This window comes from Brevibacillus reuszeri (assembly GCF_001187725.1).
GTDB lineage: Bacteria > Bacillota > Bacilli > Brevibacillales > Brevibacillaceae > Brevibacillus > Brevibacillus reuszeri.
Genome location: NZ_LGIQ01000009.1, coordinates 993,969 through 1,019,908 on the forward strand (window position 1 = coordinate 993,969; position 25,940 = coordinate 1,019,908).

Genomic DNA, 25,940 nt, shown 5'->3' on the forward strand with positions numbered 1-25,940 from the left:
TGCCTCCCTACACGCGCAAGTTAGGATCAAGCTCGTCACGGAGCCAATCTCCGAGCAAGTTAATACCAAATACCGTCAGCATGATCGCAATACCTGGGAAAGTAGCTACCCACCAGGCTGTTTCTAAATAGTTGCGACCATCTGCAAGCATGCCGCCCCACGTTGGAATCGATGGATCAACACCGAGTCCAATGAATGTCAAGGACGCTTCTAGCAAAATGTTAACCGCTACATTCAGCGTAGCCAGTACAATAATAGAAGAAAGAACATTCGGCAGAACATGCTTTCTGATGATGCGCAGGTTCGTCGCACCTATTGCCTTCGCCGCTTGCACATACTCCATTTCTTTTACACTCATAACCTGACCTCGAACCAATCGGGCGAATCCGACCCAGTTGCTAATCCCCAATACGAGGATAAGCTTCCATAGCCCCGCCCCAAAAACCGTCATGACAATGATCGCAAACAAAATGAACGGAAAAGCAAGCTGGACATCTGCCAATCGCATTAAAAGATCATCAACCCAACGCCCGTAAAACCCGGCAATCAAGCCGAGAATGACGCCGATGACCATCGAGATTAATACGGAAACGACACCTACGAGTAGCGAGACGCGTGCCCCATAAATAATTCTGCTGAGCAAATCGCGTCCAACCTGATCCGTTCCGAGGATATGCTCCGATTTTCCCGTAGCATCCATCCAGGATGGGGCTGTCAACCGAGCACGCAAATCCGCCTTGTCAGGAGTAGTTGGCGCCAGGACAGGTGCAAAAAGAGCTGATAACACTGCGATCAGGAGTAAAACCATCCCTGCCATCGCCCACGGATTACGAACAAAGCGTCTTCCCATCTTGTTCCATTTTCCACGTCTTTTTACTGGTGGATTCGTCTGATTGTTAGTAACTGCCGCTGTTGTCATTCGCTTTTTCCTCCCCCCTGCCTGATACGTGGATCAATAAAGCCATAACTGATATCAACCAACAGGTTCACGAAAATCATCAAGAAGGACAAGATGATTACCGAGCCTTGAATCACTGGAAAATCACGCTGGGAAATCGCATCAATCAGCATTCGACCAATCCCCGGCCAAGAAAAGACTTGTTCAATAATAACCGTACCACCGAGCAGTGTTCCGAATTGCAAGCCGATAAACGTGACCGTTGGAATCAGTGCGTTACGTAAGCCATGCTTGATGATCACGATCCATTCCTTGATCCCTTTGGAACGAGCTGTATTAATGTATTGCTGATTCAAAACCTCCAGCATCGAAGAGCGGACAAGGCGTGCCAGAATTCCTGACAAAATGAGACCAAGCGCCACAGAAGGCAGCACCAGATATTCCAGACCTTGATAGCCAGAAGCCGGGAACCAGCGAAGCTTTACAGCGAAGATAATGATCAGCATGATCCCGAGCCAAAAGTTCGGGAAGGAAATACCGAGCAAGGAGAAGATGCGGCCAAAAAAGTCGGCTACGCTTCCTCTGCGAACTGCAGAAATAATCCCGACAGGAATCGCAATTAAGAGGGCGACAAACATTCCGCCAAATGCGAGCAATAAAGTTGCCCCCATCTTCTCTTGCATCATTCCAATTACGCTCTCACCTGTACGAAACGAAGTACCCAAATTTCCTGTAAACATATCTTTCAAATACAGAGCGAACTGAATGTAAACGGGCTCATCCAAGCCAAGGTTTTTACGCAATTCCTCAATGGCTTCTTTTGTAGGTTCGCCTGCCTGGAACATGATCGAAACCGGATCACCAGTCATACGAACGAGTACAAAGATAACAAGAGTGATAGCAAGAACGACAAAAATACTATGTAGCAAGCGTCGAATCAAAAAGGTTGTCATCCCGCTCCTCCTTTTTCATAAATGAGGGGAATAGAAGAGACATCTTCTACTCCCCTGTTCAATCTGTTTCCTATTCTACCGATACCTCACGCAGATCGATGCGCTCATCTGCTGGAGGCTGGAATCCTTTTACGCGTTTGTTAACTGCCCACAGGTTGATGGTTTGGTACAGTGGTACTTCTGGTACCAGCTCATAAAGACGTTTGTTCAGCTCTTTGAAAGCTTCGAGACGTTTGTCTTGATCGAATGTGGAGCGTTCTGCTGCCAGTAATTCTTCTACTTTTTCATCATAGAAATCAGGGTTCCAGAACTCGCCTTTGTGATACATCAGGTATGCTGTGTTGTCAAAGTCAAGCGTCCAGCCACCCCAACCGTTACGATACATATGGCCAGCTTTTCCGTTTGGAATCAGATCGGAAGTAAACGTCGAGGAATCAACCAGATTCAGTTTTACTTTCAAACCAACTTGACCCAATTGAAGCTCAATTGCTTGCGCCACTTCTTTAAAGGTTGCATCTGTACCTGGCAGGAAGAGCTCCAGCTCAGTTCCTTCTTTCACGCCAGCTTCAGTCAGCAATTGCTTTGCTTTTTCCGGATCGTACTGACGCAATGGAAGACTAGGATCATGGCCGAAAGACATTTCACTTTGGAATGAATTCACGCGTTTACCATAGCCACCGAGCAATGTGTCGATGATCAAATCAGCATCGATCGCATAGGCAATCGCTTCACGTACTTTTACATTGTCAACTGGCTTCTTGGTTGTATCAAAACGCAGTGCATAAACAGTTGGGGAACCTACTTGCATCAGTTCCAGATCAGACATGCCTTTGATAGAGTCAGTTTGGCTGATCTCTACCTTTTTCATTACGTCAATCGCACCTGTTTGCATTTCTGCAAGACGAGTGGTTGCTTCTGGAATAAAGCGGAAGGTAACCTTGTCCAGCTTAGGCAGACCTTTTTTCCAGTAGTTCTCGTTTTTCACGAGTACCACTTTATTATCTTTTTCATAGCTTTCCATTTTGAACGGACCAGTACCTACTGGATGAGTATTGAAGTACTCGTCCCCTTTTTCCTTGTAGTATTGTGGAGGAACGATGACACCACCGTAACCAGCCAGCTTTGTAATCAGTACGGGATCCTTCTCTTTCAGAATCATGTTTACCGTAAACTCGTCTACTACTTCTACATGGTCAATCGAAGCGTAGTTTGCTTGTTGTGGTCCTTTTTTGCCTTCTTCTCCAAGTAGACGATCAAACGTAAATTTTACAGCTTCTGCATTGAATGGCTCGCCATTATGGAAGGTAACTCCTTGACGAAGCTTGAATTGGAGTGTTTTGTCGTCTTTAAATTCCCAAGATTCAGCAAGTCCCGGCTGGAGCTTCAGATCTGTCGAACGTTCTACCAAGCCCTCGAATACAGATGTGGCTACTGTACTCCAGTCGAGCAGGAACGTATCGATTGGGTCCCAGGAATGCGGGTCGCCGTTAACACCGAGTGTCAGCTCGTTTTTTCCTGCCGCAGGCGCTGCAGTTTCTGTTTTTGGCTGCGGGTTCGCTTGTGTGCCAGAGTCCGCTGGCTTGCTTGCACATCCGCCAAGTGCGGCTGCAAGCACCAACAAAGCTGAGCACGCTGTGATACCTAACTTTTTCAATTCAAATCCCCCTTGTTTGTTCTGATAGGCATGCTTTCATTTATATGGCAGCCGTCATCCATACCTATTAGATTGTACAAATGACAAGCGACATATCGACCATCCCCCATGGAATGAAACTGGGGTTTTTCTGTTTTGCATATCTCCATACAATCAGGACATCGTGTATGAAATGTACATCCACTAGGCGGGTTAGCCGGACTTGGTACATCACCGGTCAAAATGATTCGTTCACGCTTCATCTTCGGCTTGGCAATCGGAACCGCCGAGAGCAGGGAGCGTGTATACGGGTGAAGCGGCTCTTCATATAGGGCATTTTTCGGTGCCAGCTCTACCATGCGTCCCAAATACATCACACCGATGCGATCGCAAAAATGCTTGACCACGCTCAAGTTGTGGGAAATGAATATGTATGTAAGTCCATATTGCTTCTGTAAATCCCTCATCAGATTCAACACCTGCGATTGAATCGATACATCCAGTGCGGAAACAGGCTCATCCGCCACAATCAGCTTGGGATTGAGCGAGAGGGCTCGTGCGATGCCGATCCGCTGACGTTGACCTCCACTGAACTCATGTGGAAAGCGCTCAGCATTTTCTGGCTTCAAGCCCACGACCTGCATCAATTCCGCGACTTTCTCTTTGCGTTCCTTTGGTGTCGGATACAGATTGTAAATAATCATCGGCTCTTCAATGATGTCTCCGACTGTCATGCGTGGATTCAGAGAGGCAAACGGGTCCTGAAAAATGATTTGCAAATCCTTGCGTTTCATTCTCATCTCATAGGAGCTAAGCTTTGCCAAATTTTCTCCCTGAAAAATGACGTCCCCTCCGCTGGGCTCGATCAAACGCAGGATTGCCCTGCCTGTCGTCGATTTCCCACAGCCCGATTCCCCGACAATTCCTAGCGTTTCGCCTTTATCAACCGAAAAGGAAATGTCGTCGACTGCTTTGACATGATTGGTTACCTTCTTTAACAATCCGCTGCGAATCGGGAAGTACTTCTTTAAGCCTTTCACTTCCAGCAAGGGTTTCGATTCAGACTTCTCCACTTCTTTTCAACCCCTTTTCTCCATCATCGTTGCTGCTGCTATTCATTTGCTGCGGACTCATGTAGCCAGCATCTGCTTTTTGTCCCATCAGATAAATCAAACAGTGGAGGAGCCTGCGCGATACATTTGTCAAATGCCTTGTTGCATCTTTCTGCAAAGCGGCAGCCCACAGGCATTTGACCCGGACTTGGTACAGTTCCACCGATCGTGAAAAGATACTCCTGTTCTACATCCATATCCGGAATCGAGCCGAGCAATCCGACGGTATAAGGATGCTTTGGCGTTTCGAACAGCTTTTCTACCTCGGCTTCCTCCACTACCTGTCCCGCATACATCACGACTACACGATCACACATTTCGGCAACGACGCCCAAATCGTGGGTGATGAGCATGATCGTCATCTCGCTTTTTTGTTGCAGTTCGCGCATCAGATCGAGAATCTGCGCCTGGATCGTTACGTCCAAAGCTGTCGTAGGCTCATCCGCAACCAAAAGAGAAGGACTACAGGACATCGCCATTGCGATCATCACACGCTGTCTCATCCCACCAGAAAGCTGATGGGGATACTCGTCGACGATTTCTTCTGCGCGTGGAATTCCGACCAGCTTCAGCATCTGAACCGCATGTTCTTTGGCTTGCTTCTTGTTCATATCCGTATGATTCAAGACCAGCTCCATGATTTGCGAGCCAATGGTATACACAGGGTTCAGAGAGGTCATCGGCTCTTGAAAGATCATCGCAATTTCTTTTCCTCTAACCTTTCTCATCTGATCTTTCGAATAGCTGACGAGGTTCTCACCTTTGTACAAAATTTCTCCGCGAGTGATTCGTGCCGTCCTTGGCAATAATCCCATGATGGAAAGGGAGGTGACGCTTTTACCGCATCCCGACTCCCCTACTACTCCGATGGTTTCGCCTTTGTTAATTTGGAAGCTAACCCCATCCAGAACGGTAATCTCGCCATTATCGGTGCGAAATTTCGTTTGAAGATTCTTAATTTCCAGCATCAAATTCCCCCCTTTTGTTCGACATACCCAAGCTTGCTCATAATCTTTTTGGCAATTTCTTTTGTTTCTTTGACCAGATACTCCAACCGATCCTGCTGAAAACGGGAAGTAGCTCCAGCAAGGCTTAGACCCGCAATGACTTGTCCAGTAAAGTCTCGAATGGGCACGGCAATCGCAGCAGAATCCGGCTCTAGCTCCCCGTAGCTCAGCGTGTATCCGCTTTCACGAGCGGCGTGAATCCATTGCCAAAGCAGCTCTTTGTCTGTGTTCGTATCGGGAGCGATTTTTTGCAGCTCAACGCGATTCAGCACTTCTTCGATTTCTTCATCTGGCAAATATGAAAGGAGTATGCGCGGACACGCCCCAGCGTACAATGGAGACTTTCGTCCTACCTGCGTATACACCCGAACATATTGTCGCGTATCGACTTTCTCGATGTAAACACCCTCGTCCTGGTCACGAATAATCAGGTTTACCGCTTCATCTACCCGATCCCGCAATTGCAGCATGTAAGGAAGCGCGATTTTCCTGATCTCCAGGCGTTGGGCAACAATGTTACCGAATTCAAGCAGCTTCAAGCCTAATTGATAGCGTGGTGGATTATGTGTCGTTGTTTTGGAGACAAATCCACGAATTTCAAGGGTTTGGAGAATCCGAAACACCGTACTCTTCGGCATGCCCGACAATTCCACCAATTCACTCAAGCTCAACTCGTTGTTCTGAATGAAATATTCCAAAAAATCAAGCGTTTTGAGAACACTTCGATTTGCTGTTGTTTTCTCCATTTTTCATCACCGTTTCTCCGTCCCAAAATACGGAACCATATTTTGTATTTTGGTATGCTGTCATTTTAAAATATTCTGTTATTACGGTCAATATATTTTTAAAACCCCCGTCAAGCAGTTCGTACTACCTGCATGAGAGGGGTTCCTTGTATCTATTTCGTTAGTGGATGTTCTTTTTCTTGAATCGCCCACCCGAAACGTCGTGAATATGACCGATAGCAAGAAAAGCCGAGGAGTCGATCTCTTCCACAATAGATTTGAGCTTTGCCTCCTCCAAACGGGTAATGACGCAAAAAATGACTTTTTTGGCTTCACCCGAATAGCCGCCCTCTCCGCTCAAATACGTAATCCCTCTTCCGAGCTGTGCTGCAAGCGCGTCCCCAATCTCATCCGGCTGCTCGCTGATAATATAGACAGACCTTGATTGCTCCAATCCAACCATAGTCAAATCAATCATTTTGTAGGCGATATAGTACGCGATCAAAGAATACATCGCGCGATCCCACCCAAAAATAAATCCCGCGCTTCCTAAAATAAACAGGTTAAAAAACATAACGACTTCGCCTACAGAAAAAGGACTCTTCTTTGTTAAAAGAATGGCAACGATTTCCGTTCCGTCCAGCGAGCCCCCTGCCCGAATGACCAAGCCTACTCCTATACCGACGATGATCCCTCCGAAAACCGCAGATAACAATAGATCCTCTGTCAAGCTCGGCACGTCGTGCAGCAGTGCGGTGCCAACTGACATTACAGCTACGCCAAACAAGGTTGAGATCGCAAAGGTCTTGCCGATTTGGTTGTAGCCAATAACTAAAAAAGGCAGGTTTAAAATAAATAGAAATAACCCCAGCTTAAGACCTGTCAGATGGGACATCATGATGGACAAACCAGTCACGCCACCATCTATGATGTTATTGGGAACCAAAAAGATTTCGAGTCCGACTGCGACCAGCATCGCCCCGATAATGATAGCCAGGGCACGCATCAAAAGCCTGCGTTTTTTCGTTCGCTTTCGAGGACCTCGCAAAATCTCTTCTACCATAAAAATCATCCTTAGCTGTATTTTTCTGTGAAAAACGTTTGTTTTGTATTCTGCTCCATCTTTCCCCGCATGGACAAAAAAAATAGCCAATCAGGAAAGAATCCTGATTGACTAATGATGTATGCGTCCGTTTACCCCCAAACAGCCAACGATATAATCCCAATTGTAATGACCGAAGACATCACCAACCTCCATGAGCGGTGACCCTCTTTCAACAGAAACACACCGAGCAGAGTGCCGAAAACGGTACTCACCTCGCGAATAGGCGCAATCGATGCAAGCGGTGCCACTGTCATGGCAAACAGGAACAGCAAATACGAGCCCGGCGACAAGACAGCTCCAAGCAAAATCGGCTTCCAGTTTATTTTCCATTCACGCCATAGCTTTGCCTTTTCCCGAACAAACCAGGAAGTTACCATGAGACAAGCCAGATTGGAGATTTCCAGTAAACCAAATGGTGACATTTGCTGGACAATTTGCTTATCCACCAAGGTGTAGCCCGTGATACAAACCCCTACGGCAAATGCGTAACGCAGAGCGAGTGGATGGATCATCCCCTTTTTGTTCCGCAGCGAGCCAAAAATCCCGCTAATCGCGAAGACGCCACACACAATGCACAAAATACCGAGCCATCCCGGCACCGAGAAATATTCCTGAAAAAAAAAAACGGCGCTAAAGAAAGGGATAAACAGCGTACCTGTCCCCCTCATAATCGGATAAACCAAGGAAATGTCGCCGTAGGTATACGCTTTTGAAATCAGCACCGTATAGCAGCACTGAAAGAGAAACGAAAGAAGAAGTAATGTTATGAATGCAACTGTCCATTCGATACGTAACAGATCACGAATAAAGAAAGAAAATAAAAGTAACGTCGTAGGTAATGTGATGAACCACAAAAATGCCACCCCCTATCTCGATGTCAATCGATTTCTTCCCGCTCGAAGAAACACACAAAAACAAAAGTGTTTTTCACTTCATTTGATTGTCTTTCTTTTTGTTCGTTCAGTATACACCCTCTTTTCAAAAAAATGTAGACATTCTTTGTCACGCCTGTTTTTTCTGCCCAGCTTCTTGCATACATACGTGTAAATGGTACTCGCTCGTCATTTTATATAGAAAAGAGATGGTCTTACGTGTCTCCTTATGCTGCACTTGGAAAAGGTCAGATTGATCAATTGTTTCTTGCCTATACAGGTTATAGCATCGGGTTAGATGGCACGCCTCATTATCAATTTTGGGAGCCTGCCGATTTTCTTCCCCTGCTGACACATACAGATCCGGGATCAGGCTGCCCGGATGGAAACATGTTCAGCGATTTTCTCTTCCTGGCTTTAGGAATTTTAAATGAAAACGGGGAAGGAAGACTGTTGACCCGAGATGACAAAAAGCCAGCCAACTGGAATGAATGGGTGCGCTACATGAATGAGCTATTTCTTTGTGATCGCAATCTGGATGCTCTCTGTCAGGCTGTACGCTGTTCACCACTTTGCCGGATCAATGTTTGGATAGCTCTCCCCTACCCGAATCCACAAATTTTTCCAGATGATCGGCTCCGCCTGCAAGCGGTAACGGATTGGATGTGCTTGTTCCTCGATAGATGGTCACACCAGGATTGGAGCGATTGCCTCCAGCTACAGGGCTTTTATTGGCTACAAGAAAGCTTGTACTTCCAAGGGACGGAAAATGACGACCGACTGTTGATCAAGGCAATGAACCAGGAAATTCATGCTTGCACGTACAATAGACATCCATTGCGGTCAATCTGGATTCCTTATCAAAAAGCAAATGGGTGGAATGAATGGGATTCGCTTGGATTTGATCTTGCTTTTCTCCAGCCGAATGCGTATTTCAATCCGCAAAAAAGCTTGGAGCAGGCTGCTGCTTCTGCCTTTCAATACGGAATGGGAGTGGAAATTGAGTTTGATTTGGGTGTGACCTACGATCAGGCGAAGCGCGAACGTCTGCGAGCATATTTACAGGCAGGGGAATCAGGTGGTTCAGACATTGCAGGGCACCCTTTTTCTCCCTACATGTATGAAGCCCCGATCGCCTGGTATACGGGTGGCTGGTTTTTTGGCAAAAATGGCCGTAAGCAAGCACTCCTTAGTTTATATCAATCAAACGATCCGCTTTACGATGAAATTTTTCATTTTATAAATGCAACGACAGAGCTTTAGATTCTCTTCCTTTTTCCATTCCCCGGTTTTTGGGTTATAATGGAGGGATGACAATTCGTTCGGAGGATCTGGGCTGATGCTACAAAGAGAGTTGACACGGGACCAAGCCAATCAAGTAGGAGAGCAAATCCTCGCACAAATCGAGGGACATATTATCGAACGGGGCTACCACTACTTTTCCGATGGCGTCGTATTTAACACCCGTGTAGAAAAAGGCACGATTCTACTAAGTGATGTGCAAGGCAGCGCAGTCTATCATATCGCCTTGGACCTCGACACGGTGCAAAACAGCACCTGCAGCTGTCCATATTCCAGGCTGTGCAAACATATTGCAGCTACCTTTTTTCAGATGTATAGCGTATTCGAAAATCCGCGCCATTTTTTAGCGCGCGCCCAAAAATCTCGGCGCGTCCAGTTCTCGAAAGCGATGCTCACCCCAGCTTATAAAAATGGAAGTCAGCTCATCGCGGGAAGCGAAGCGCACGCTGTCCAATCTTCCCTTACGGCAACAAGCACTGTTCGTGACTGGTGGGCTTTTTTTGAAAGCTGGACAAGAAATCTTTCTGCGGCAATGGAAACCTATCGCGCTTCTACTGAGCTGTTTTCCAGTTATCAAAATGTGCTTGGGGTCGCTGCTTCTTGGCCAAGTGATCGCGCGCAATTGTTTACCATACACGCGAACCTGTTTCATCTGCTGACCCTGCAAGAATTCGTAAAAAAATACCGGCAATCGTTCTGGTATCTGGATCTGACACAAACAGCTGAGCGATTGCTGGAACAATTGGAAGCGTCCCTTTACTATGCGGACCTCGCTAGTTTGAGACAAAACCATGCGGAAGCCGTGAAAGAAACCCTGCTCATTGTCAAAAGGATGAAAAGTCACGATTCTTCCTCCCTGTACTGGAGCTTTGCCTATCACATGATGTGGTGGTACTTGCTGCATGACCAAAGCTGGGTTCTTGATGAAACGTCTGAATTAGACCAGCTCATTCACAATCCTGAGACAAAGGCGAATGAGAAAGAACGGTATCTTCTCCTCCGAGCCCTCTTTTACGTGATGGAGCACAATGATGAGGCGGCCCTTCGCATTTGGCTGCCAAATCGACAGCTGACTTTATCGTTCTATCTCACCTACCTGAAATCTTTTGCCCGAGAGAACGACTGGCCACGCTTTCTTTTTTGGATGGAATGGCTGGAGCAGCTCGTCGGGCAAGCTGAAACTGGACAATACCGATTGGTGACCGCCATCTGGTTAGAAGCCATGGAGCAAACTGGGCAGCTAACAGAATCCGGCGCCATGCTCAAGCGGTTTTTGCCCAACAGTTTTCATGAGTACGCCACCTATTTGTACGAAAACAAGCGATACAAGCAATGGATCGATTTGCATATGTCGTACCAAGTCCCACTTTCCGACATTACAGCAGCGCAAGCAAAGGAAATCGAGGATTCCGTCCCCGCCCTTCTCTTTCCCCTTTACTTGCGTGAAGTAAATCGGTTGATCAATGAACGAAATCGCCCTGCTTACAAGGAAGCAATCAAGCTGTTAAAGAAAGTACGGTCTGCATACAGCAAAGCAAATGAAGAGGCTCGCTTCGAACGCTACGTAGATCAATTGTCAGCCAAGTATAACCGCTTGCGTGCTTTTCAGGAGGAATTAAGGAGAGGAAATCTGAATCTATGAGTACCATCATGACACTCGTTCTAACCGGAGAGCTCCTTGCAGACGGACGTTTCCTGATTGCCGCCACAGGTCAGCACGGAGAACGGATTGATCCTGAGCTATTGGCAGCGACATTGTTTGCCTGGGATGAGAGCTCGTTTTATGGGACCTTCGTGGAAACCTCAGAGCGCGGTCTGCTCCTTAGTCCTTCGGAAGCCCTATCCTTTTTCACCAATCCACCATGGCTCACACATCGGACGTACAACTGGGACCATTCGTTTGCAGCTTTTTGCGATACCGCAAGCCTCATCCAGGATGCACTTAGCAGCGGTGCAATCGCTCCTGATTTTTCCAAATGGAAAGAAGGACAGCCGGGCTTCAAAATGCTCGGCGTGACAGATGAGGCTTCGATTCTTGGAAATCAGTGGCTCTCGCTTGCTCTTGAGGAAACAATCGCTGACAGTGGACTCGTAGGACGCGCATGGGATCAACTGGTAACGCAATTTCCTGCTCTCTCTGTACTGGGTGCAGAGCTTTCCCCACACCTAAAGGAGAGCGAATGGCTGCAGTCGATCGGCTGGTTGCCCGATTTGACTCCTTTTCGCACGTGTCTGCAAATCGTGGAGGCGGAAAGCAGCTCCGACGAATGGACCTTGCATGTCTATTTGCAAGACCGCTCCCAGCCCGATCGACTCTTTTTGCTTGAGCCTGATCAGCTTCGACCAGAAGGCGTCACCTCTGCTGAAATACCGGATGCATGGCGTGAGCATTGGAGTCGCTTCCTCGCCGATATCCAGAAGTGCTCGGAGATCCTGCCCTGGCTGCAATCGAGCAAAAAACGCGACTATCCGTTTGTCACCTATTTGACCAATGAACAGGCATGGACCTTTCTGACCTCTAGCAGCCTCCAACTCGTACAGGCAGGCATTCATGTATTTTTGCCCGCATGGTGGGAGCAAGTGCGCCGTGTGAAGCCGAAATTAAAAGCAAAAGTGACTTCCTCTGTCGGGTCCAGTAGACAGTCCTTTTTAGGAATATCGCAAGTGATGGATTTTGAGTGGAAGCTAGCTCTGGGGCCTGTAGAGCTGAGTGAAGAAGAATTTGAGCAATTGATTAAACAAAAGCAACGGCTTTTGAAAATCAGAGGACATTGGGTACAGCTTACACCTGACTTGTTTTTGCAAATGCAAGAGGCATTGAAGAAAACCAAAGGCAAAAATGCATTGACTTTGCGCGATGTCATGAAAATGCACCTGACAACGCCCATAGAAGTCGAGGAGCAGGATGACGATGAAGTCGATAACTCCTATTCACTTTCCGTGGAGGTCGAATTAAATCAGCATCTTCGTGAACTCATGCGCCAGCTACAGGAAACCAAGCATATCCCACTATTACCTCAGCCGGATAGCTTTCACGGAACGCTGCGGAACTATCAATTAGAAGGCAGCTCGTGGTTGTTATTTTTGCGGCGGTTTGGACTTGGCGCTTGCTTGGCTGATGACATGGGACTTGGGAAAACCGTTCAGTTTATAACGTATCTGCTTGAGCTAAAGCAAAACGGGCTCTCTGAAACCCCTTCACTACTGATTTGCCCAACGTCCGTGATCGGAAACTGGCAAAAGGAGCTGGAGCGATTTGCGCCATCGTTGAAAGTCTTTATTCACTATGGCAACGGGCGCAAGAAAAAAGATGATTTCCTCCCTGCCATACAGTCGGCAGATCTGGTCATTACCTCTTATGCTCTCTCTCATCTGGATGAAGCGGAGATTTCCTCCGTTACCTGGAATACGATTTGTCTCGACGAAGCACAAAACATAAAAAATGCGTACACGAAGCAAGCCTCTGCTGTCAGGGACATGCGGGCTTGGCATCGAATCGCCCTGACCGGTACACCAATCGAAAATCGGCTGAGTGAGCTGTGGTCGATCTTTGACTTCTTAAATCCAGGCTACCTCGGCAGTCTCGGCGATTTTTCGCATCGCTACGTGCAGCCGATCGAACGAGACCAGGACCAAGCCTTGATTATCCAGGTTCAGCGTCTGATTCAACCGTTTTTGTTGAGACGAGTGAAAACCGATCCAAACATCCAGCTAGATTTGCCAGAGAAAAGCGAAGGAAAAGAATACGTTCCGCTCACAGCTGAACAGGGAGCACTGTACGAAACGGCTATTCAGGATATGTTTGATCGAATGGCGAATACTTCCCCGATGGAACGACGCGGTCTCATCCTCAGAACGCTAACTCGCTTGAAGCAATTGTGTGATCATCCAGCGCTCATTCTCAATGAAATTACGACAACGAATGAAGCCGCTCGTTCACACAAGCTGGAACGGCTTTTGGAACTCGTAGGAGACATCAGGCAAAAAGGCGAACGTTGCCTGATCTTTACACAGTACATTGAGATGGGTAACATGCTGCAACGTGTTTTAACTCGCGAGGGTCATGGTCCTGTGCTGTTTCTAAACGGCTCGACCAAAAAAGAGAAACGGGATGAGATGATTGCTCGATTCCAAAACCCTGAGCTCCCCGATGACGAGCGGGGCACGATTTTTATCCTTTCCCTGCGTGCAGGTGGAACGGGACTCAATCTGACGGAAGCAAATCACGTTATCCATCTGGATCGTTGGTGGAATCCAGCAGTAGAAAATCAGGCAACAGACCGTGCCCATCGAATCGGACAACAGCGCAACGTTCACGTATACAAGTTTATTTCACTTGGGACTATTGAGGAGCGTATCGATGAAATGATGGAAAGAAAGCTTACTCTTAGTCAGCAAATCGTCGGTACCGGGGAATCATGGATCACCGAGCTCTCCACTGCCGAGCTTCGAGAGTTGTTTACGCTGCGGGATGATTGGTGAGACAAGAAAGGATAGATGAATTTCGTGCAAACTCCTGAAGAAAAATCAGCTGAACTACCGTCAAATGCTGATAAACAGGAACAGTCATTAGAGCTGCCTGCTGCTTGGCATCAGTTTTTGGAAGCTGTTGCTCGCCAGTATGGTTCGCGGGAAAAGCAAGGCGAATAACTGTCTGCGTCAACAGAAGAAGGTCCGACGATTATACATCATCGGACCTTCTTTATTTATCGAAAAGAAAGCGTCGCGCTTCCTCAAGTGGTCGGTGCTCCTCCCTGAGCAGATAATGGCAATGGATGCTTCATAGGGAAGTATACTTCCACAGTCGTTCCTTTGTTGGGCTCGCTACAAAAATGAATGTACCCATCGTGATTTTCAATTATTTTATAACTGATCATAAGTCCCAGACCTGTTCCTTTTTCTTTTGTACTATAGAATGGTTCACCTATACGTTTTAATCGCTCTTCGCTCATGCCACACCCGTAGTCTACAATGCGAATCATCACTTTGTCTTCCCCCTCCGGCCTGACAAGAATCAGGATGATTCCTCCTTCTGGCATGGACTCTATCGCATTGGTCAATAAATGGCTGATCACCTGCTTGATTTGTCCTGGATCGCACCACATGAGCTGTTCTTCCGCTACCTGCAGACTGAGCTCTAGCCTGTGACTGTCCGTTTCCGCCTGAATACAGGACGTGATGCTACGAATCATCTCACCAACATTGGTCAGTTCATAATGATTGGAATGCTGCTGTGTGAGAAACACGAATTCTCGCAGGATACTCTCTAGCTGTTGAAATTCCTGAAGCATGATATCGAAATACTCCTTTTTTCCTTGATCCCGTCGAAGCAATTGTACAAACCCTTTTATCGAGGTAACAGGATTACGAATCTCATGTGCTACCCCTGCTGCCAGCTGTCCAACTACAGACAGCTTTTCCATCTTGCGCAAAAACTCCTCTGCCTGTAATTGCGCCGTTACATTCCGAATAACGAAAATGATTTGTCCGTCTTCCCCACAATCATGTAAAACAGGCGTTCCTTTTGCTTCCAATATGGTCCTTCTTCCCTCTTGCTGTCCCCATGTAAAGGTGATGAGCTTAGGATGCTTGTCTAGCATAATCTCCCGTAGGGTCGCTTCAACCTTTATCCCTTCTTCAGCAGATAAAAAGGACAGGATTGATTGATGCAAAATGGCTTCAGGGGTTACCTCCAGCACCTGATTCACGGATGGAGACACGTAGGTGATCAAAAATTGGCGATCCAGAATCACGATAACATCTGACATATTTTCAGCAATCAGCCTGAACTTTGCCTCACTGATTCGCTTTTCTTCCTCCGCTTTTTTCAGCTCGGTAATATCTACACAGGAAGCGATTACTTCCTGCACGATTCCTTCCTGAAAGATCGGTCGCAGGGCCGCCAAATAATACACGCCGTTTACATAGCCTTCGTAGTTTACGTTGTCTTCGCCCGCCCAGGCTCGCTCGTAATATCTTTCTTTTCTGACAGCTTGAGCTGCAGGTAAAATGTCAAGTAATGGTTTTCCGACCACTTGTTCAGGAGTTAAGCCAATCCGATATAACAGCTCTCCCTGACACAAGGTATGTATAAACTGATTTCCCTGCTTTCGAAATGAAAAGGTCATTCCTTGCTGATTTCGGAGAGTTTCGAACAGCTCCTCCTGAGTCTGGACAGGTGTAGCTCGTTGCCGAACTGGCTCAATTGAGGCTGTTGACTCGCTTTCGCTCTCACCTTGTTTTCCTGCACGCATCCATTCCTTTTGCAGCTGCTCAGCAGACACAGGTCCACACAGTACCTTTCCTTGTGCGGAATCACAGGAAAAATGTTGTAGCCGATGTAGCTGCTCCGCTGTCTCTACACCTTCTGCCGTTACTCGCACTTGCAAGTTTTTCGCAATGCCAATAATCATTTTGACGACCGTGCTATATTGCTGATCAATCACGAACTGTTGAACGAATGTTCTGTCTATATTTACTCGACTGAGTGGAATCCGACTCCATTGCTGAAGACAGCTAAGACCTTTACCGAACTCCTTCAGACAAATTTGCACCCCGAGTTTTTTAAGCTGTATGAAAATATCGAGACTGTGCTCTGCTTTTGAAGCGACCGCCTCGGTAATGGTCAATTCCAAATAACGAGCCGGGAGCCTGCTTTCCAGGAGAATGCGCTCGACTGTCTGGACGAAATCCTCCTTCAGGAATAATGGAGCAGAAATATCAACTGATACAACAAAAGGAGTTATTCCCGCTTCTTGCCACTGTCTGTTTTGTATACAGGCCATGTGGAGCATCCATTTTTCCAAAGATTCGTCTTCTCCCCGGTTCTGTGTCACAATACGATCTGCTGGCAATGTTTCCGCATCCGTTTCCAGAAAATTCCGAACCAATAAAACCTCTGCACCAATCCACTTACCTGACTGTAAATCAACGAGTGGTAAATAGTGTAAAGTCATTTGTTGGCGGTCAAGTGGTTGAGGGAGATCTGGCTCCACAGCTTCATGATTTTGCTCCCATTTTTGCAATACGCACCACTTCCTCTTGTCGTTTTTGCACAAAGCCATTTTCCTGATGCGATCCACCTGTAAACCTTTACATCTCTACCCTTTCTTTACTTTATAAGATAAATATACACCCTGTCTAGATAAGAGTTTAGATCGAGTGTACACTTTCGAACCTGCTCTTCTGTTCACTATGCTCCATGGCAAAAAGACAACAAGACCCAACACATCTCGTCTGTACTGAGCCTTGCTTGCCTTTAGTCCCTTATGCCTGCTTTCTCCGCTCCGCCCGCTCACTCTCCTTCAATCGCGGGCATGTGTAGCAATACGTACCACCATCTGTTTTATAGTACAAGCAGCATTGGTTTTTCATGCGAACCTTTTTCCCTGGATCACGCAAATCCTCCACCCAGCGGATTTTCACATCGAATGGATTTTTATTCAAGCCAAAGCTTTCGCCATCCAGTGCTCGGCTCAAAAAATGATAATCTTCTTCCAGCTGTTGTTTTCCTACGGGTTCCTCTAGTGCGTTTATGAAAAGCTCCAGGTAATAATTAAAGCGTGAAGGCAGCTGCCCCCAGAGTATCCCCGGAGTATTGCCAGATGCAGCAGATATCGCTTCCATTAACGGCTTCAGCGTTTCCAGATAAAAGCCACGATATCTCTGCTCTCGCCAATGATTACGCAGTTCATCGTCCTCTGGTGCTCCGAGAGGCTCCGTATCCCGACAGACGAAAGCGAATTTGCCGTAATCCCCTTCCATATACAGCTCGACTATCCAATTTTCTAAAGTCATGTCCAGTGAACAATTCCAAACAGAGATCGTATATTGATGTGCAAGCGCAAGTCCGCCTAGCCAACTCGCAAAATAAGTACCTGCCGGAGTCGTATCCTGCCCCTTTATCAGTGGGGCATACGTGTTGATCAGCAGCTCCATATTTGGAGGATCCAGCAGCTCACTTGCCCCAAATGACAGTAGGGGGTTTTCACTTGGTTGTGTAGTAATATAAAAATGCTCCTTCAGTTGTTGAAAGTCAATCTTGCTCATCCTGTCTCCTACTTTCTAAGCACACAGTCATCTAAGAGCCTGAATATACACTGCGAGACTGATTGAGATACGTACCGAACTGTGCTTGGTACAGTCTGCTATAAATTCCTTCTTGCTCTAACAGCTCATCATGATTGCCTTGCTCGGTAATCCCTTGTTCTGTGACGACAATGATTCGATCCGCATTCTTGATCGTTGCCAAACGGTGAGCGATCACAAGTGTCGTGCGTCCTTTTGACAGTTCTACGAGCGATTGCTGGATCGCAGCTTCGGTTTCCGTATCAAGCGCTGAGGTCGCCTCGTCTAAAATCAGGATCGGTGGATTTTTCAAAAACATCCGGGCAATAGCAAGACGCTGCTTTTGACCTCCTGACAGCTTCACTCCGCGCTCCCCAATAATTGTTTCGAGTCCTGCCGGTTGCGAACGAATAAAGTCTTCCAGCCTTGCTCGGCGAGCGGCATCCCAAATTTCTTCCTCCGACGCATGTTGCTTTCCGTAGACAATGTTTTCCCGTATCGTGCCCGAAAATAAGAACACGTCCTGCTGTACGATACCGATCTGACTACGTAGAGAAGCAAGTGTAATCTTGCGAATATCGATACCGTCTATCGTGATGCTGCCGCCATTGATTTCATAAAAACGTGGCAGCAGACTGCAAAGTGTAGTTTTACCTGCACCAGACGGACCCACGAATGCGACTGTTTCTCCTGCTCTAATGTTCAGGTCGATTTTTTGCAGGACATTGGACTCCCGGTCATAGCTGAATGTAACATCCTGGTAGCGAATATCACCGCGAAGCTCTTGCACTTCAACTGCATCAGGTGCATCAGCGATATCTGGCTCCGTGTCGATAATTTCAATATAGCGCTTAAAGCCGGCAATGCCTTTTGGATAGCTCTCAATAATGGCATTGATTTTTTCGAGCGGACGGAAAAATACGTTTGTCAGAAGCAGGAATGCGACGAATTCCCCATAGGTCAAGCTTTCTTGAATGACAAACCAGCTTCCGCAAATTAAAACAAATAAGGTAACCAAGCGCATCATTATGTAGCTAACCGAGGCATTTTGCGCCATGATCTTGTAAGACAAAAGCTTCGTCAAGCGGAAGCGTTGGTTATTCACAGCAAAGCGGTTGTTCTCAAATTTTTCGTTTGCAAACGCTTGAACAACACGCATTCCACCTACGTTGTCTTCCACGCGTGCATTGAAATCTGCCATATCTCCATACAAACGATGGAAAGCAGCGGTCATTTTGCGATTAAAGAACACGACGAAGAAAATCATGATCGGAATTACGAGGAACGTAAGGATCGCCATTTCTTCATTGATGCTAAACATCAACATGAACGCACCGACCAATGTCATGATCGCAATAAACAAATCCTCAGGGCCATGGTGGGCGACTTCACCGATCTCCATCAAATCATTGGTAAGGCGCGATAACAGATGTCCTGTCTTCGTATTGTCAAAGAATCGAAATGATAGCTTTTGAATATGATCATAGAGCTTTTTGCGCATGTCTGTTTCAATATTAATCCCGAGCATATGACCCCAGTAGGTTACCACATAGTTCATGCCAGAATTAATGCCGTACAAGACGAGCAAGCCGATACACGCCCAAATGATCAGCTCCCAATCTTTGCTGGGAAGTAATTGATCGACAACCATATTAACCGCAAGTGGAAAACCTAGCTCCAGCAGAGCTACGAAAATCGCACATGCGAAATCTAGCACGAACAATCCTTTATAAGGACGATAATAGGAAAAAAATCTGCGAATCATCTAGGCAACTCCTCTCTCTTTTCATGAAGCGTTTCTCATGACGCCCCCTTTTATAGTGATAATCATTGTCATTATATATGTATTTCCTTACATTTTCGATCTTTTGTTGGTAATTTTTTCGTGATCAACTGTTTTTACGTGTAGGTGACGAGAAAAGGAAAGACCCCCAAAAACCTTTTCTATCAAGGTTTTGGAGGCCTAAACGATGCTTGTTACACGAGCCTAATGCAAATCCTGATAGGCTGGCACACCACCAGCGCCTTTGGCTGAGAGAATGGCATTGACTACGGCTTCGGCAAGCACCTCTACGCATAAGGTTCCAACCAGATTGACAGAAGCATCTACGCCACCTGTCGCAATCGCAAAAATCGTATCCCCATCACTCATCGTATGTACAGGGTGAATGGTTTTCGCTAGCCCATTATGCGCCATTTGCGCTATTTTGTTGGCTTGTACTTTGGTCAGATTCGCATTGCTCGCGACTACGGCAATCGTCGTATTCGTTCCCGCTGGCACAGGCGGTGTGCTCGCGTCAATCATCCAGGAGAGGCTGTCACGTATCTTGCCATCATCCCCTCGAGCACCTGCTAGAATCTCACCCGTTGTTGGAAGACGTACCTCTCCTACAGCGTTGACCGCTACGATGGCACCGACTACCAAGCCATTGGGCAAGCGGCGGGAAGCAGAGCCTAATCCGCCCTTCATCGCTCTTTTCATTCCTGCCATCTTTCCGACTGTCGCGCCGGTTCCCGCTCCAACGTTCCCTTGCTTTACAGGCTCTTTACTGGCTATTCGCGCCGCCTCATATCCCATTTTTTGATCCGGACGCACTTTTGAACTGCCTAATGACAAATCAAAAATGACTGCTGCCGGAATAATCGGCACAACCCCCACTCCGACATTGTAGCCAAGGCCTTGCTCTTCCATATACCGCATGACACCGCTAGCTGCATCCAGCCCGTAGGCACTGCCGCCCGTCAAAACGACTGCATTCACTTCCTGTACCTGGTTAATCGGGTTCAACAGGTCTGTCTCTCGTGTACCGGGGGCAGAACCTCGCACATCAACGCCACATGCAGAGCCTTTTTCCAAGACAATGACTGTACACCCGGTTAATGCTGCTTCATCTTGGACTTGTCCCACTTTGACGCCAGGTACATCTACGATTGTCCCGCTTGCTATTGTAGGTTTTCCTGCGACGATTGCGCCTAGCTCCCCTTCTTTGATCCCGCTTTTCTCCTCTGCCAGTGCGGAACCCAGTGCCAATAACGAGCCAGGTACAGCAGCAGCCAATCCAAGCATGGCTGTCTTTTTCAAGAATTTTCGCCGCGAAACACTTTCGTTCCCTTGCTCTGTCAAAGCTCCTTGCGCGCTCGTTTCTTCCTGCTTCCAGTCATTGGCCATTGTCATACCCACCTTTTTCCAAGAATATGATGGATGTCAATGATTATCTGAAAGTTCCGTCTATTAGTATCATAAACCGATTTGACGACATGCTCAATCCTTCCAACTGCATTTGAGAGAAAAGAAATAGACCAAGCGACCTGGTTCCTACCTGAAAGCCCCTCCCAAGCTTTTGAAAGGTACGCACTTTCATACATCTGTAGGAGGGGCTTTTTCTTATTTACTTATTGTCATCTATACGAAAAACCAGCTTTCCTACATTCTGGTTGTCTTCCATCCGTATATGTGCCTGCGCTATTTCTTCGAGCGGATAAATACGATCGATAATCGGTTTGATTTCACCGTTCGAAAACAGCGGCAAAATATGAGTGGACAATTCCTTGCTTAATTGGGCTTTGTATTCGTCACTTCGTGGGGTAAGCAGCGTGCCTGTTACTTGCAGCCTTTTCCCCATCAGCATCATCAGATCAATCGGCTCTGCTTCTCTTCCACCCAGTATTCCGATCAGGACGATCCGCCCATCGATGCTAGCACTTGCAATGTTTCTCTTCCAGTAGGACGCTCCGATAAAATCAAGAATCAGATTGACTCCTTGACCATTGGTGATGCTCGCTACCTCGTCTTCAAATGATGTCTTTTTATAGTTGATAGCGTAATCAGCACCTAGCTCCTTGCAAAATGCTGCTTTGTCGTCTGAACCCGTCGTCACAATGACTGTAGCCTTTGCGACTTTTTTGGCTAATTGGATCGCTGCGGTCCCTACCCCGCTTGCGCCGGCATGAATCAATACCGTCTCCTTCTTCTGGAGCTTCCCGATCCAAAACAGTGTTTGATACGCGGTCAAAAAGACTTCCGGAATCGCTGCTGCCTCTACAAAGCTGAGCTCCTCAGGAATGGGCATGGCACGATTCGCTGGCATGACGGCATATTCGGCATATCCACCCGTGACAAGCCCCATTACCTTGTCTCCCCGCTTCCAGGAAGTGACACCTTGTCCAACCTGCTCGACGATTCCTGCAACCTCCACACCTAAAAGTGCTGTTGTTTTTTTGAAATCAGAGGCGCCTCCTCGTCTGCCAAGTATATCCATGCGGTTAATCGCACCTGCCTGAACTCGAATCAGAATTTCTTCGTCACCTGCGATAGGTGCCGGAATATCCACCAGCTTGAGCATTTCGGGACCGCCCGGTTTTTCTACAACGACTGCTTTCATCGGAAGAAACCCTCCCTTTTTGGGTGATCGAAAAAATAAGCTTTGTTAGCATTTTTAACTAATTAGAAAGAAAAATCAATACGTCAAGGTTTTTCCTTATTTCATTTTTGCAATAGTGCGATCATATTTCTTTATTGGTCACCTTTTAGAACCAGTGCTAGAATGATCCATAAAGAATATCCCTGCTTTTTAACTGCAAAGGTTGTGACAGAAATATGGATTTTTCGTGGAAACGTAATTTAATCGTGTTGTGGGTCGGCGTCTTTTTCTGTAGTACCGCCTACTCAATCTCCATACCATTCCTGCCGATCTTCCTGCACACCACTCTCGGTGTCAATGAGCATTTGGAAGCATGGTCTGGTATTTCGTTCGGCATTACCTTCCTGGCAAGTGCACTTATCTCTCCTTATTGGGGGTCGCTTGCGGATAAATATGGGCGTAAACCAATGTTGATCCGTTCTGGATTTAGTTTGGCCTTGCTGTATTTTCTGACTTACTTTATTACAGACCCTTACTTGTTTCTTGTCCTCCGTATTTTCCAAGGCTTGCTTGCTGGGTACGTACCGGCAGCTATCGCGTTGGTCGCAACGAATACGCCTGAGAAAAATGTAGGCTATGCGCTCGGAGTCATGGCGACATCAGGGGCAACGGGCGGTATCGTCGGTCCTTTGGTCGGTGGGGTTGTCAGTCATCTTTTCGGGAATGCAGAAGCCTTCCTGTTCTCGGGCGTTGTCGTTCTGGTAGCGGCACTGATTGCGACTTTCCTCGTCAAGGAGACTAACATGAATCGCTCAGGTGTACGCTCCAATGTTCGCGAGGATTTACGCTCGGCTATTGCCAATCGTCCTCTCATGTCCATCCTCGGCTTGAGCCTGATGGTTACTGTGTCGGTCATGCTACTCGAGCCATTGCTGACCGTCTATGTTTTACAATTGGGAGCGTCCCAGCAGGAAGCATCGCTGAGTGCCGGAATCATATTCGCAGCAGTGGGAATCGCGACTGTCATCGCCGCACCTCAATGGGGTAAGCTCGGGACCAAGGTCGGCTATTCCAAGATTCTTTTCATCGGTCTCATGGGCGGCGCCGTGGGAAATCTGCTGCAGTTTTTCTTCACGAATCTGTACGGCTTTGGCATTTTGCGCTTTATGTACGGACTGTTTTTTGCAGCTGTCTATCCTTCCATCAATGCCATGATCGTCAAGGTAACGGAGCCAGAGTTTCGTGGCAGGGCATTTAGTCTCAATCAATCCTCCATGCAGATGGCCACCATGCTCGGACCGGTTTTGGGTGGTGTACTTGGTGGACTTATTCCGATCCGTACCGTGTTTATCATCAACGGGCTCGCGCTCTTGGCAACAGCTATTCTCATTCACTATAAGAAGCCAGATAAAGCAGTCCAGAATAGGAAGCAGTCCGTAAACGATCCACAACTAGCAACCAAATAAGCGTAAGAAATAGATAACTCCCTGTGAGCATGCTTGACGCCCCTGTTTGTAAAAGCGTCCTGCTCCGGGAGTTTTTCTGTGAAAAACATCTCGACATTTTTCATCTACATTCTCGGTCTTCAGAATGTTTAGCCAAACACCGATATTGGGTAATAAGTAATAGATGACAGACGTACGTTGGCTCAAATTGCAACCTTTATTGGCCCGTAACGATGTAGGAGGATGTATTTTGGCAAAAAAGAATGACACAAAAAGCGAGTTAGGTAAATTTATTGCGGTAATCGGAGCCGTTCTTGGAGTAGCAGCCGGGTCCATCTTTGTGTTAAATCAGTTTGTATTTGACTCCAACAAAGCCCCCACTGTTAAAACGACAGCTACTCAGCAACCAGCTCAGAAAATCAGTACTGAAGCAATTCAGACGGCCAGTGAAGGGACCGCTGGAGAAAGCAGCTCCCCTGAGTCCTCGCAGACACAGACACCACCAGTCGCGATTCCGGTAAGTAACACTGCGTCTGTAGAAGCTGTTGAGCCTTTCCGCGCTTCTTTGGAGATGGGTGAGTATGTAGCGATCTTCAATCAAGCTGGGACGGAAAAGGTACTCTCCTTTCATTTGACAAAAGAAGAAGTGAAGACGCTTCTTGGTAAGCCGAAGTCTGAGTCATACGTAGATGGGGAAACAACGAATTTGTGCTATAACTACGGTTCATTTTCTATTTTCTTCGATGAAAACGACCAGTACATAAGCTACATGTCCTATGATGGCAAAAAGGATTTACTGAGCAAGCCATGGCTGTCAAAGCTAACGAAAACACAGGATACGGGCAATGTTGATTTCTATGATTCCCCGACCGGTTATACGATGGTAAAGGTGGACCATTATCCTGAATCGAATGATGTAGTGGTGTACCTACTTAAAAACTATCCACAGACTGAAAATGTGGCCACACCGCCGCCACCAGAACCATCTCAGGTTGTCCAAACGCCAGCACCAACTCCACCAAGTAAAAACAACACGAAAAAGGAACAGAAGAATGCCGACGGTAGCTACGTCATGTCTCCTGGGGAAGAACTCCTCATTGAAAATGTTCAGGTGACCAACAGCAGCAAAGTTCACTCTGCCAAGTACACTATTGATATTAATTATTCTTTTGCTTACAACAGTCCGAATATGGTGAAGGTCATCACCGATCCTGAAAAGAATCTGGAATTAATGCCTGGAGAAACGGCAACTGTCCAAATCAAGGTCAAAACGAGCAAAAGCGCTCCGAAGGCAAGCTACAGATTTATCGTTTCTCTGAAACAGGGCTGGGCTAGTCGTCCTCTTAAGGATTTTACGGTAGAAGTGAAATAAGAAATAGCAATCCCCTCTCGTCGTCAAAAATCGAGAGGGGATCTTCTTTTTAAGAGTTTTTAGATGGTTGGTAGGTCAGAAACCGTTCTTTCGTTCACTTGATTCCCTGTATTGAGGGTTGTTTTTGGCTCAAGCAGCAGTACATGTACTTCTTCCTCAGCAACGGGCATATGCTCTACACCTTTTGGAACAACGATAAACTCACCCTCATCCAGCCATACATCCTTGTCTCTGAATTTCATCTGTAGTCTTCCTTTTACTACAAGAAACATTTCATCTTCATGGTCATGATGATGCCAAACAAATTCTCCTTTGAGCTTGACAAGCTTTACATACGAATCGTTGATTTCTCCAGCTATTTTGGGACTCCAGTAGTCATGAAAGAGTGAGAACTTTTCCTGAATATTCACCTTTTCCACGGGTCAACATCCTCTCAATATATGTAGTGCTTTCATCAAACAAGATGGGGCGCCCATCAGTGAAAAACCGGGAGAGCCATTCGTGCTTCCCCCGGCCTATCATTTTTATGAATGGTTTTCTGACAAGAGAAACTCCATTTGAATATCCAGCGGCTCTTTGGCCAGAATTTCCTCATTGATCTCTTTCGCGTACGTACATCCAATTGAGCGATAAAAATGCTGGGTTTCTACAGATGGATGTGCTGCGATGTAAAGCTTTGTGGCCCCTAACTGTCTTGCCTGCTCGCAGCAATGGGCAAACAGCTTTCTTCCTAGTCCAGCCCCTCTCCAGTCGTTTGAGACATGGATGTACGGCATCTCAACATATTGCTGTTTGGAGCCAAATCGTGCCCCCTCTACGTTGACAAAGCCGATGCATGCATCTTCTACATAAGCTCCTACGACTACACCACCTGAAGCCACGCACGCGCGTAATGATGAGATGACCTGCTCCTTCTTGTGATCATCCCACTCATCAATAAAGTGATCCTCTTTTTGGAGATACTGTCCATCCTTCTCGTACCAGACACGTGTCGTCTCTTGATAGCGATGAAAGGAACCGAGCAAGGTGGGAGAAAAGTCAGGCAACTGCAGCGTCCGATAAAGAATGTTCGCGTTTTTGTCCAATCG

Annotated in this window: 21 protein-coding genes; 6 read left to right on the forward strand and 15 right to left on the reverse strand. The window is 46.9% G+C overall.

Going from position 1 to position 25,940, the window contains the following annotated elements:
- Positions 1–7 precede the first annotated feature (7 nt).
- From ADS79_RS18955 to ADS79_RS18990, 8 genes are all read right to left on the reverse strand, one after another.
- Complete coding sequence (locus ADS79_RS18955) at positions 8–919, reverse strand: ABC transporter permease (protein ID WP_049739952.1); 912 nt, start codon at positions 917–919, stop codon at positions 8–10.
- A complete protein-coding gene (gene nikB / locus ADS79_RS18960; protein ID WP_049739953.1) occupies positions 916–1,851 on the reverse strand; it encodes a nickel ABC transporter permease in 936 nt (311 codons plus the stop codon). The genes ADS79_RS18955 and nikB overlap by 4 nt, the downstream gene beginning before the upstream one ends.
- A 70-nt stretch (positions 1,852–1,921) precedes the next feature.
- Positions 1,922–3,505 carry an ABC transporter substrate-binding protein gene (locus tag ADS79_RS18965; protein ID WP_049739954.1) on the reverse strand — a complete coding sequence of 528 codons (1,584 nt, stop codon included), beginning with the start codon at positions 3,503–3,505 and terminating at the stop codon, positions 1,922–1,924.
- Positions 3,502–4,557 (reverse strand): ABC transporter ATP-binding protein, encoded by a 1,056-nt coding sequence (locus ADS79_RS18970; protein ID WP_236700038.1) that lies wholly within the window; start codon positions 4,555–4,557, stop codon positions 3,502–3,504. Before ADS79_RS18970 ends, ADS79_RS18965 begins: the two co-directional genes overlap by 4 nt.
- A gap of 38 nt (positions 4,558–4,595) precedes the next feature.
- A complete protein-coding gene (locus ADS79_RS18975) occupies positions 4,596–5,564 on the reverse strand; it encodes an ABC transporter ATP-binding protein (RefSeq protein ID WP_049739955.1) in 969 nt (322 codons plus the stop codon).
- Positions 5,564–6,349 carry an IclR family transcriptional regulator gene (locus ADS79_RS18980; protein ID WP_049739956.1) on the reverse strand — a complete coding sequence of 262 codons (786 nt, stop codon included), beginning with the start codon at positions 6,347–6,349 and terminating at the stop codon, positions 5,564–5,566. Before ADS79_RS18980 ends, ADS79_RS18975 begins: the two co-directional genes overlap by 1 nt.
- 160 nt (positions 6,350–6,509) lie before the next feature.
- The gene (locus ADS79_RS18985) at positions 6,510–7,391 is read right to left on the reverse strand and encodes a YitT family protein (protein ID WP_049741064.1); all 882 of its coding nucleotides are present in this window, start codon (positions 7,389–7,391) and stop codon (positions 6,510–6,512) included.
- 131 nt (positions 7,392–7,522) lie between these two features.
- A complete protein-coding gene (locus ADS79_RS18990; RefSeq protein WP_049739957.1) occupies positions 7,523–8,287 on the reverse strand; it encodes a DMT family transporter in 765 nt (254 codons plus the stop codon).
- 237 nt (positions 8,288–8,524) lie between these two features.
- Between ADS79_RS18990 and ADS79_RS18995 the strand changes: the two genes are divergently transcribed.
- The 4 genes from ADS79_RS18995 to ADS79_RS35350 all read left to right on the forward strand — a co-directional run bounded on the left by ADS79_RS18995 (position 8,525) and on the right by ADS79_RS35350 (position 14,257).
- A complete protein-coding gene (locus tag ADS79_RS18995) occupies positions 8,525–9,568 on the forward strand; it encodes a DUF4855 domain-containing protein (protein WP_049739958.1) in 1,044 nt (347 codons plus the stop codon).
- 76 nt (positions 9,569–9,644) lie between these two features.
- Positions 9,645–11,249: an SWIM zinc finger family protein gene (locus ADS79_RS19000; protein WP_049739959.1), complete on the forward strand. Its 1,605-nt coding sequence runs from the start codon at positions 9,645–9,647 to the stop codon at positions 11,247–11,249.
- Positions 11,246–14,089 (forward strand): DEAD/DEAH box helicase, encoded by a 2,844-nt coding sequence (locus ADS79_RS19005; protein WP_049739960.1) that lies wholly within the window; start codon positions 11,246–11,248, stop codon positions 14,087–14,089. The genes ADS79_RS19000 and ADS79_RS19005 overlap by 4 nt, the downstream gene beginning before the upstream one ends.
- Before the next feature lie 15 nt (positions 14,090–14,104).
- On the forward strand, positions 14,105–14,257 hold the full coding sequence (locus ADS79_RS35350; RefSeq protein WP_161807310.1) for a hypothetical protein: 153 nt from the start codon (positions 14,105–14,107) through the stop codon (positions 14,255–14,257).
- 83 nt (positions 14,258–14,340) lie between these two features.
- Here the strand turns inward: ADS79_RS35350 and ADS79_RS19010 are convergent, their stop codons facing one another.
- The 5 genes from ADS79_RS19010 to ADS79_RS19030 all read right to left on the reverse strand — a co-directional run bounded on the left by ADS79_RS19010 (position 14,341) and on the right by ADS79_RS19030 (position 22,056).
- Positions 14,341–16,632 carry an EAL domain-containing protein gene (locus tag ADS79_RS19010; RefSeq protein WP_236700039.1) on the reverse strand — a complete coding sequence of 764 codons (2,292 nt, stop codon included), beginning with the start codon at positions 16,630–16,632 and terminating at the stop codon, positions 14,341–14,343.
- Positions 16,633–16,873: 241 nt separating this feature from the next.
- A complete protein-coding gene (locus ADS79_RS19015; RefSeq protein ID WP_049739962.1) occupies positions 16,874–17,656 on the reverse strand; it encodes a (2Fe-2S)-binding protein in 783 nt (260 codons plus the stop codon).
- 31 nt (positions 17,657–17,687) lie between these two features.
- Positions 17,688–19,439: an ABC transporter ATP-binding protein gene (locus ADS79_RS19020; RefSeq protein ID WP_049739963.1), complete on the reverse strand. Its 1,752-nt coding sequence runs from the start codon at positions 19,437–19,439 to the stop codon at positions 17,688–17,690.
- Positions 19,440–19,661: 222 nt separating this feature from the next.
- Positions 19,662–20,843 carry a P1 family peptidase gene (locus tag ADS79_RS19025; protein WP_236700040.1) on the reverse strand — a complete coding sequence of 394 codons (1,182 nt, stop codon included), beginning with the start codon at positions 20,841–20,843 and terminating at the stop codon, positions 19,662–19,664.
- Positions 20,844–21,063: 220 nt separating this feature from the next.
- Complete coding sequence (locus ADS79_RS19030; protein WP_049739964.1) at positions 21,064–22,056, reverse strand: NAD(P)H-quinone oxidoreductase; 993 nt, start codon at positions 22,054–22,056, stop codon at positions 21,064–21,066.
- Between the two features lie 215 nt (positions 22,057–22,271).
- On the opposite strand from ADS79_RS19030, the gene ADS79_RS19035 reads away from it, so the two are divergent.
- Both ADS79_RS19035 and ADS79_RS19040 read left to right on the forward strand, forming a co-directional pair.
- The gene (locus ADS79_RS19035; protein ID WP_049739965.1) at positions 22,272–23,501 is read left to right on the forward strand and encodes an MFS transporter; all 1,230 of its coding nucleotides are present in this window, start codon (positions 22,272–22,274) and stop codon (positions 23,499–23,501) included.
- Between the two features lie 229 nt (positions 23,502–23,730).
- Positions 23,731–24,852 carry a hypothetical protein gene (locus ADS79_RS19040; protein ID WP_236700041.1) on the forward strand — a complete coding sequence of 374 codons (1,122 nt, stop codon included), beginning with the start codon at positions 23,731–23,733 and terminating at the stop codon, positions 24,850–24,852.
- Positions 24,853–24,911: 59 nt separating this feature from the next.
- On the opposite strand, the gene ADS79_RS19045 is transcribed toward ADS79_RS19040, so the two are convergent.
- The gene (locus tag ADS79_RS19045; RefSeq protein ID WP_049739966.1) at positions 24,912–25,271 is read right to left on the reverse strand and encodes a cupin domain-containing protein; all 360 of its coding nucleotides are present in this window, start codon (positions 25,269–25,271) and stop codon (positions 24,912–24,914) included.
- A 105-nt stretch (positions 25,272–25,376) separates the two neighbouring features.
- Complete coding sequence (locus ADS79_RS19050) at positions 25,377–25,937, reverse strand: GNAT family N-acetyltransferase (RefSeq protein ID WP_049739967.1); 561 nt, start codon at positions 25,935–25,937, stop codon at positions 25,377–25,379.
- Positions 25,938–25,940 lie beyond the last annotated feature (3 nt).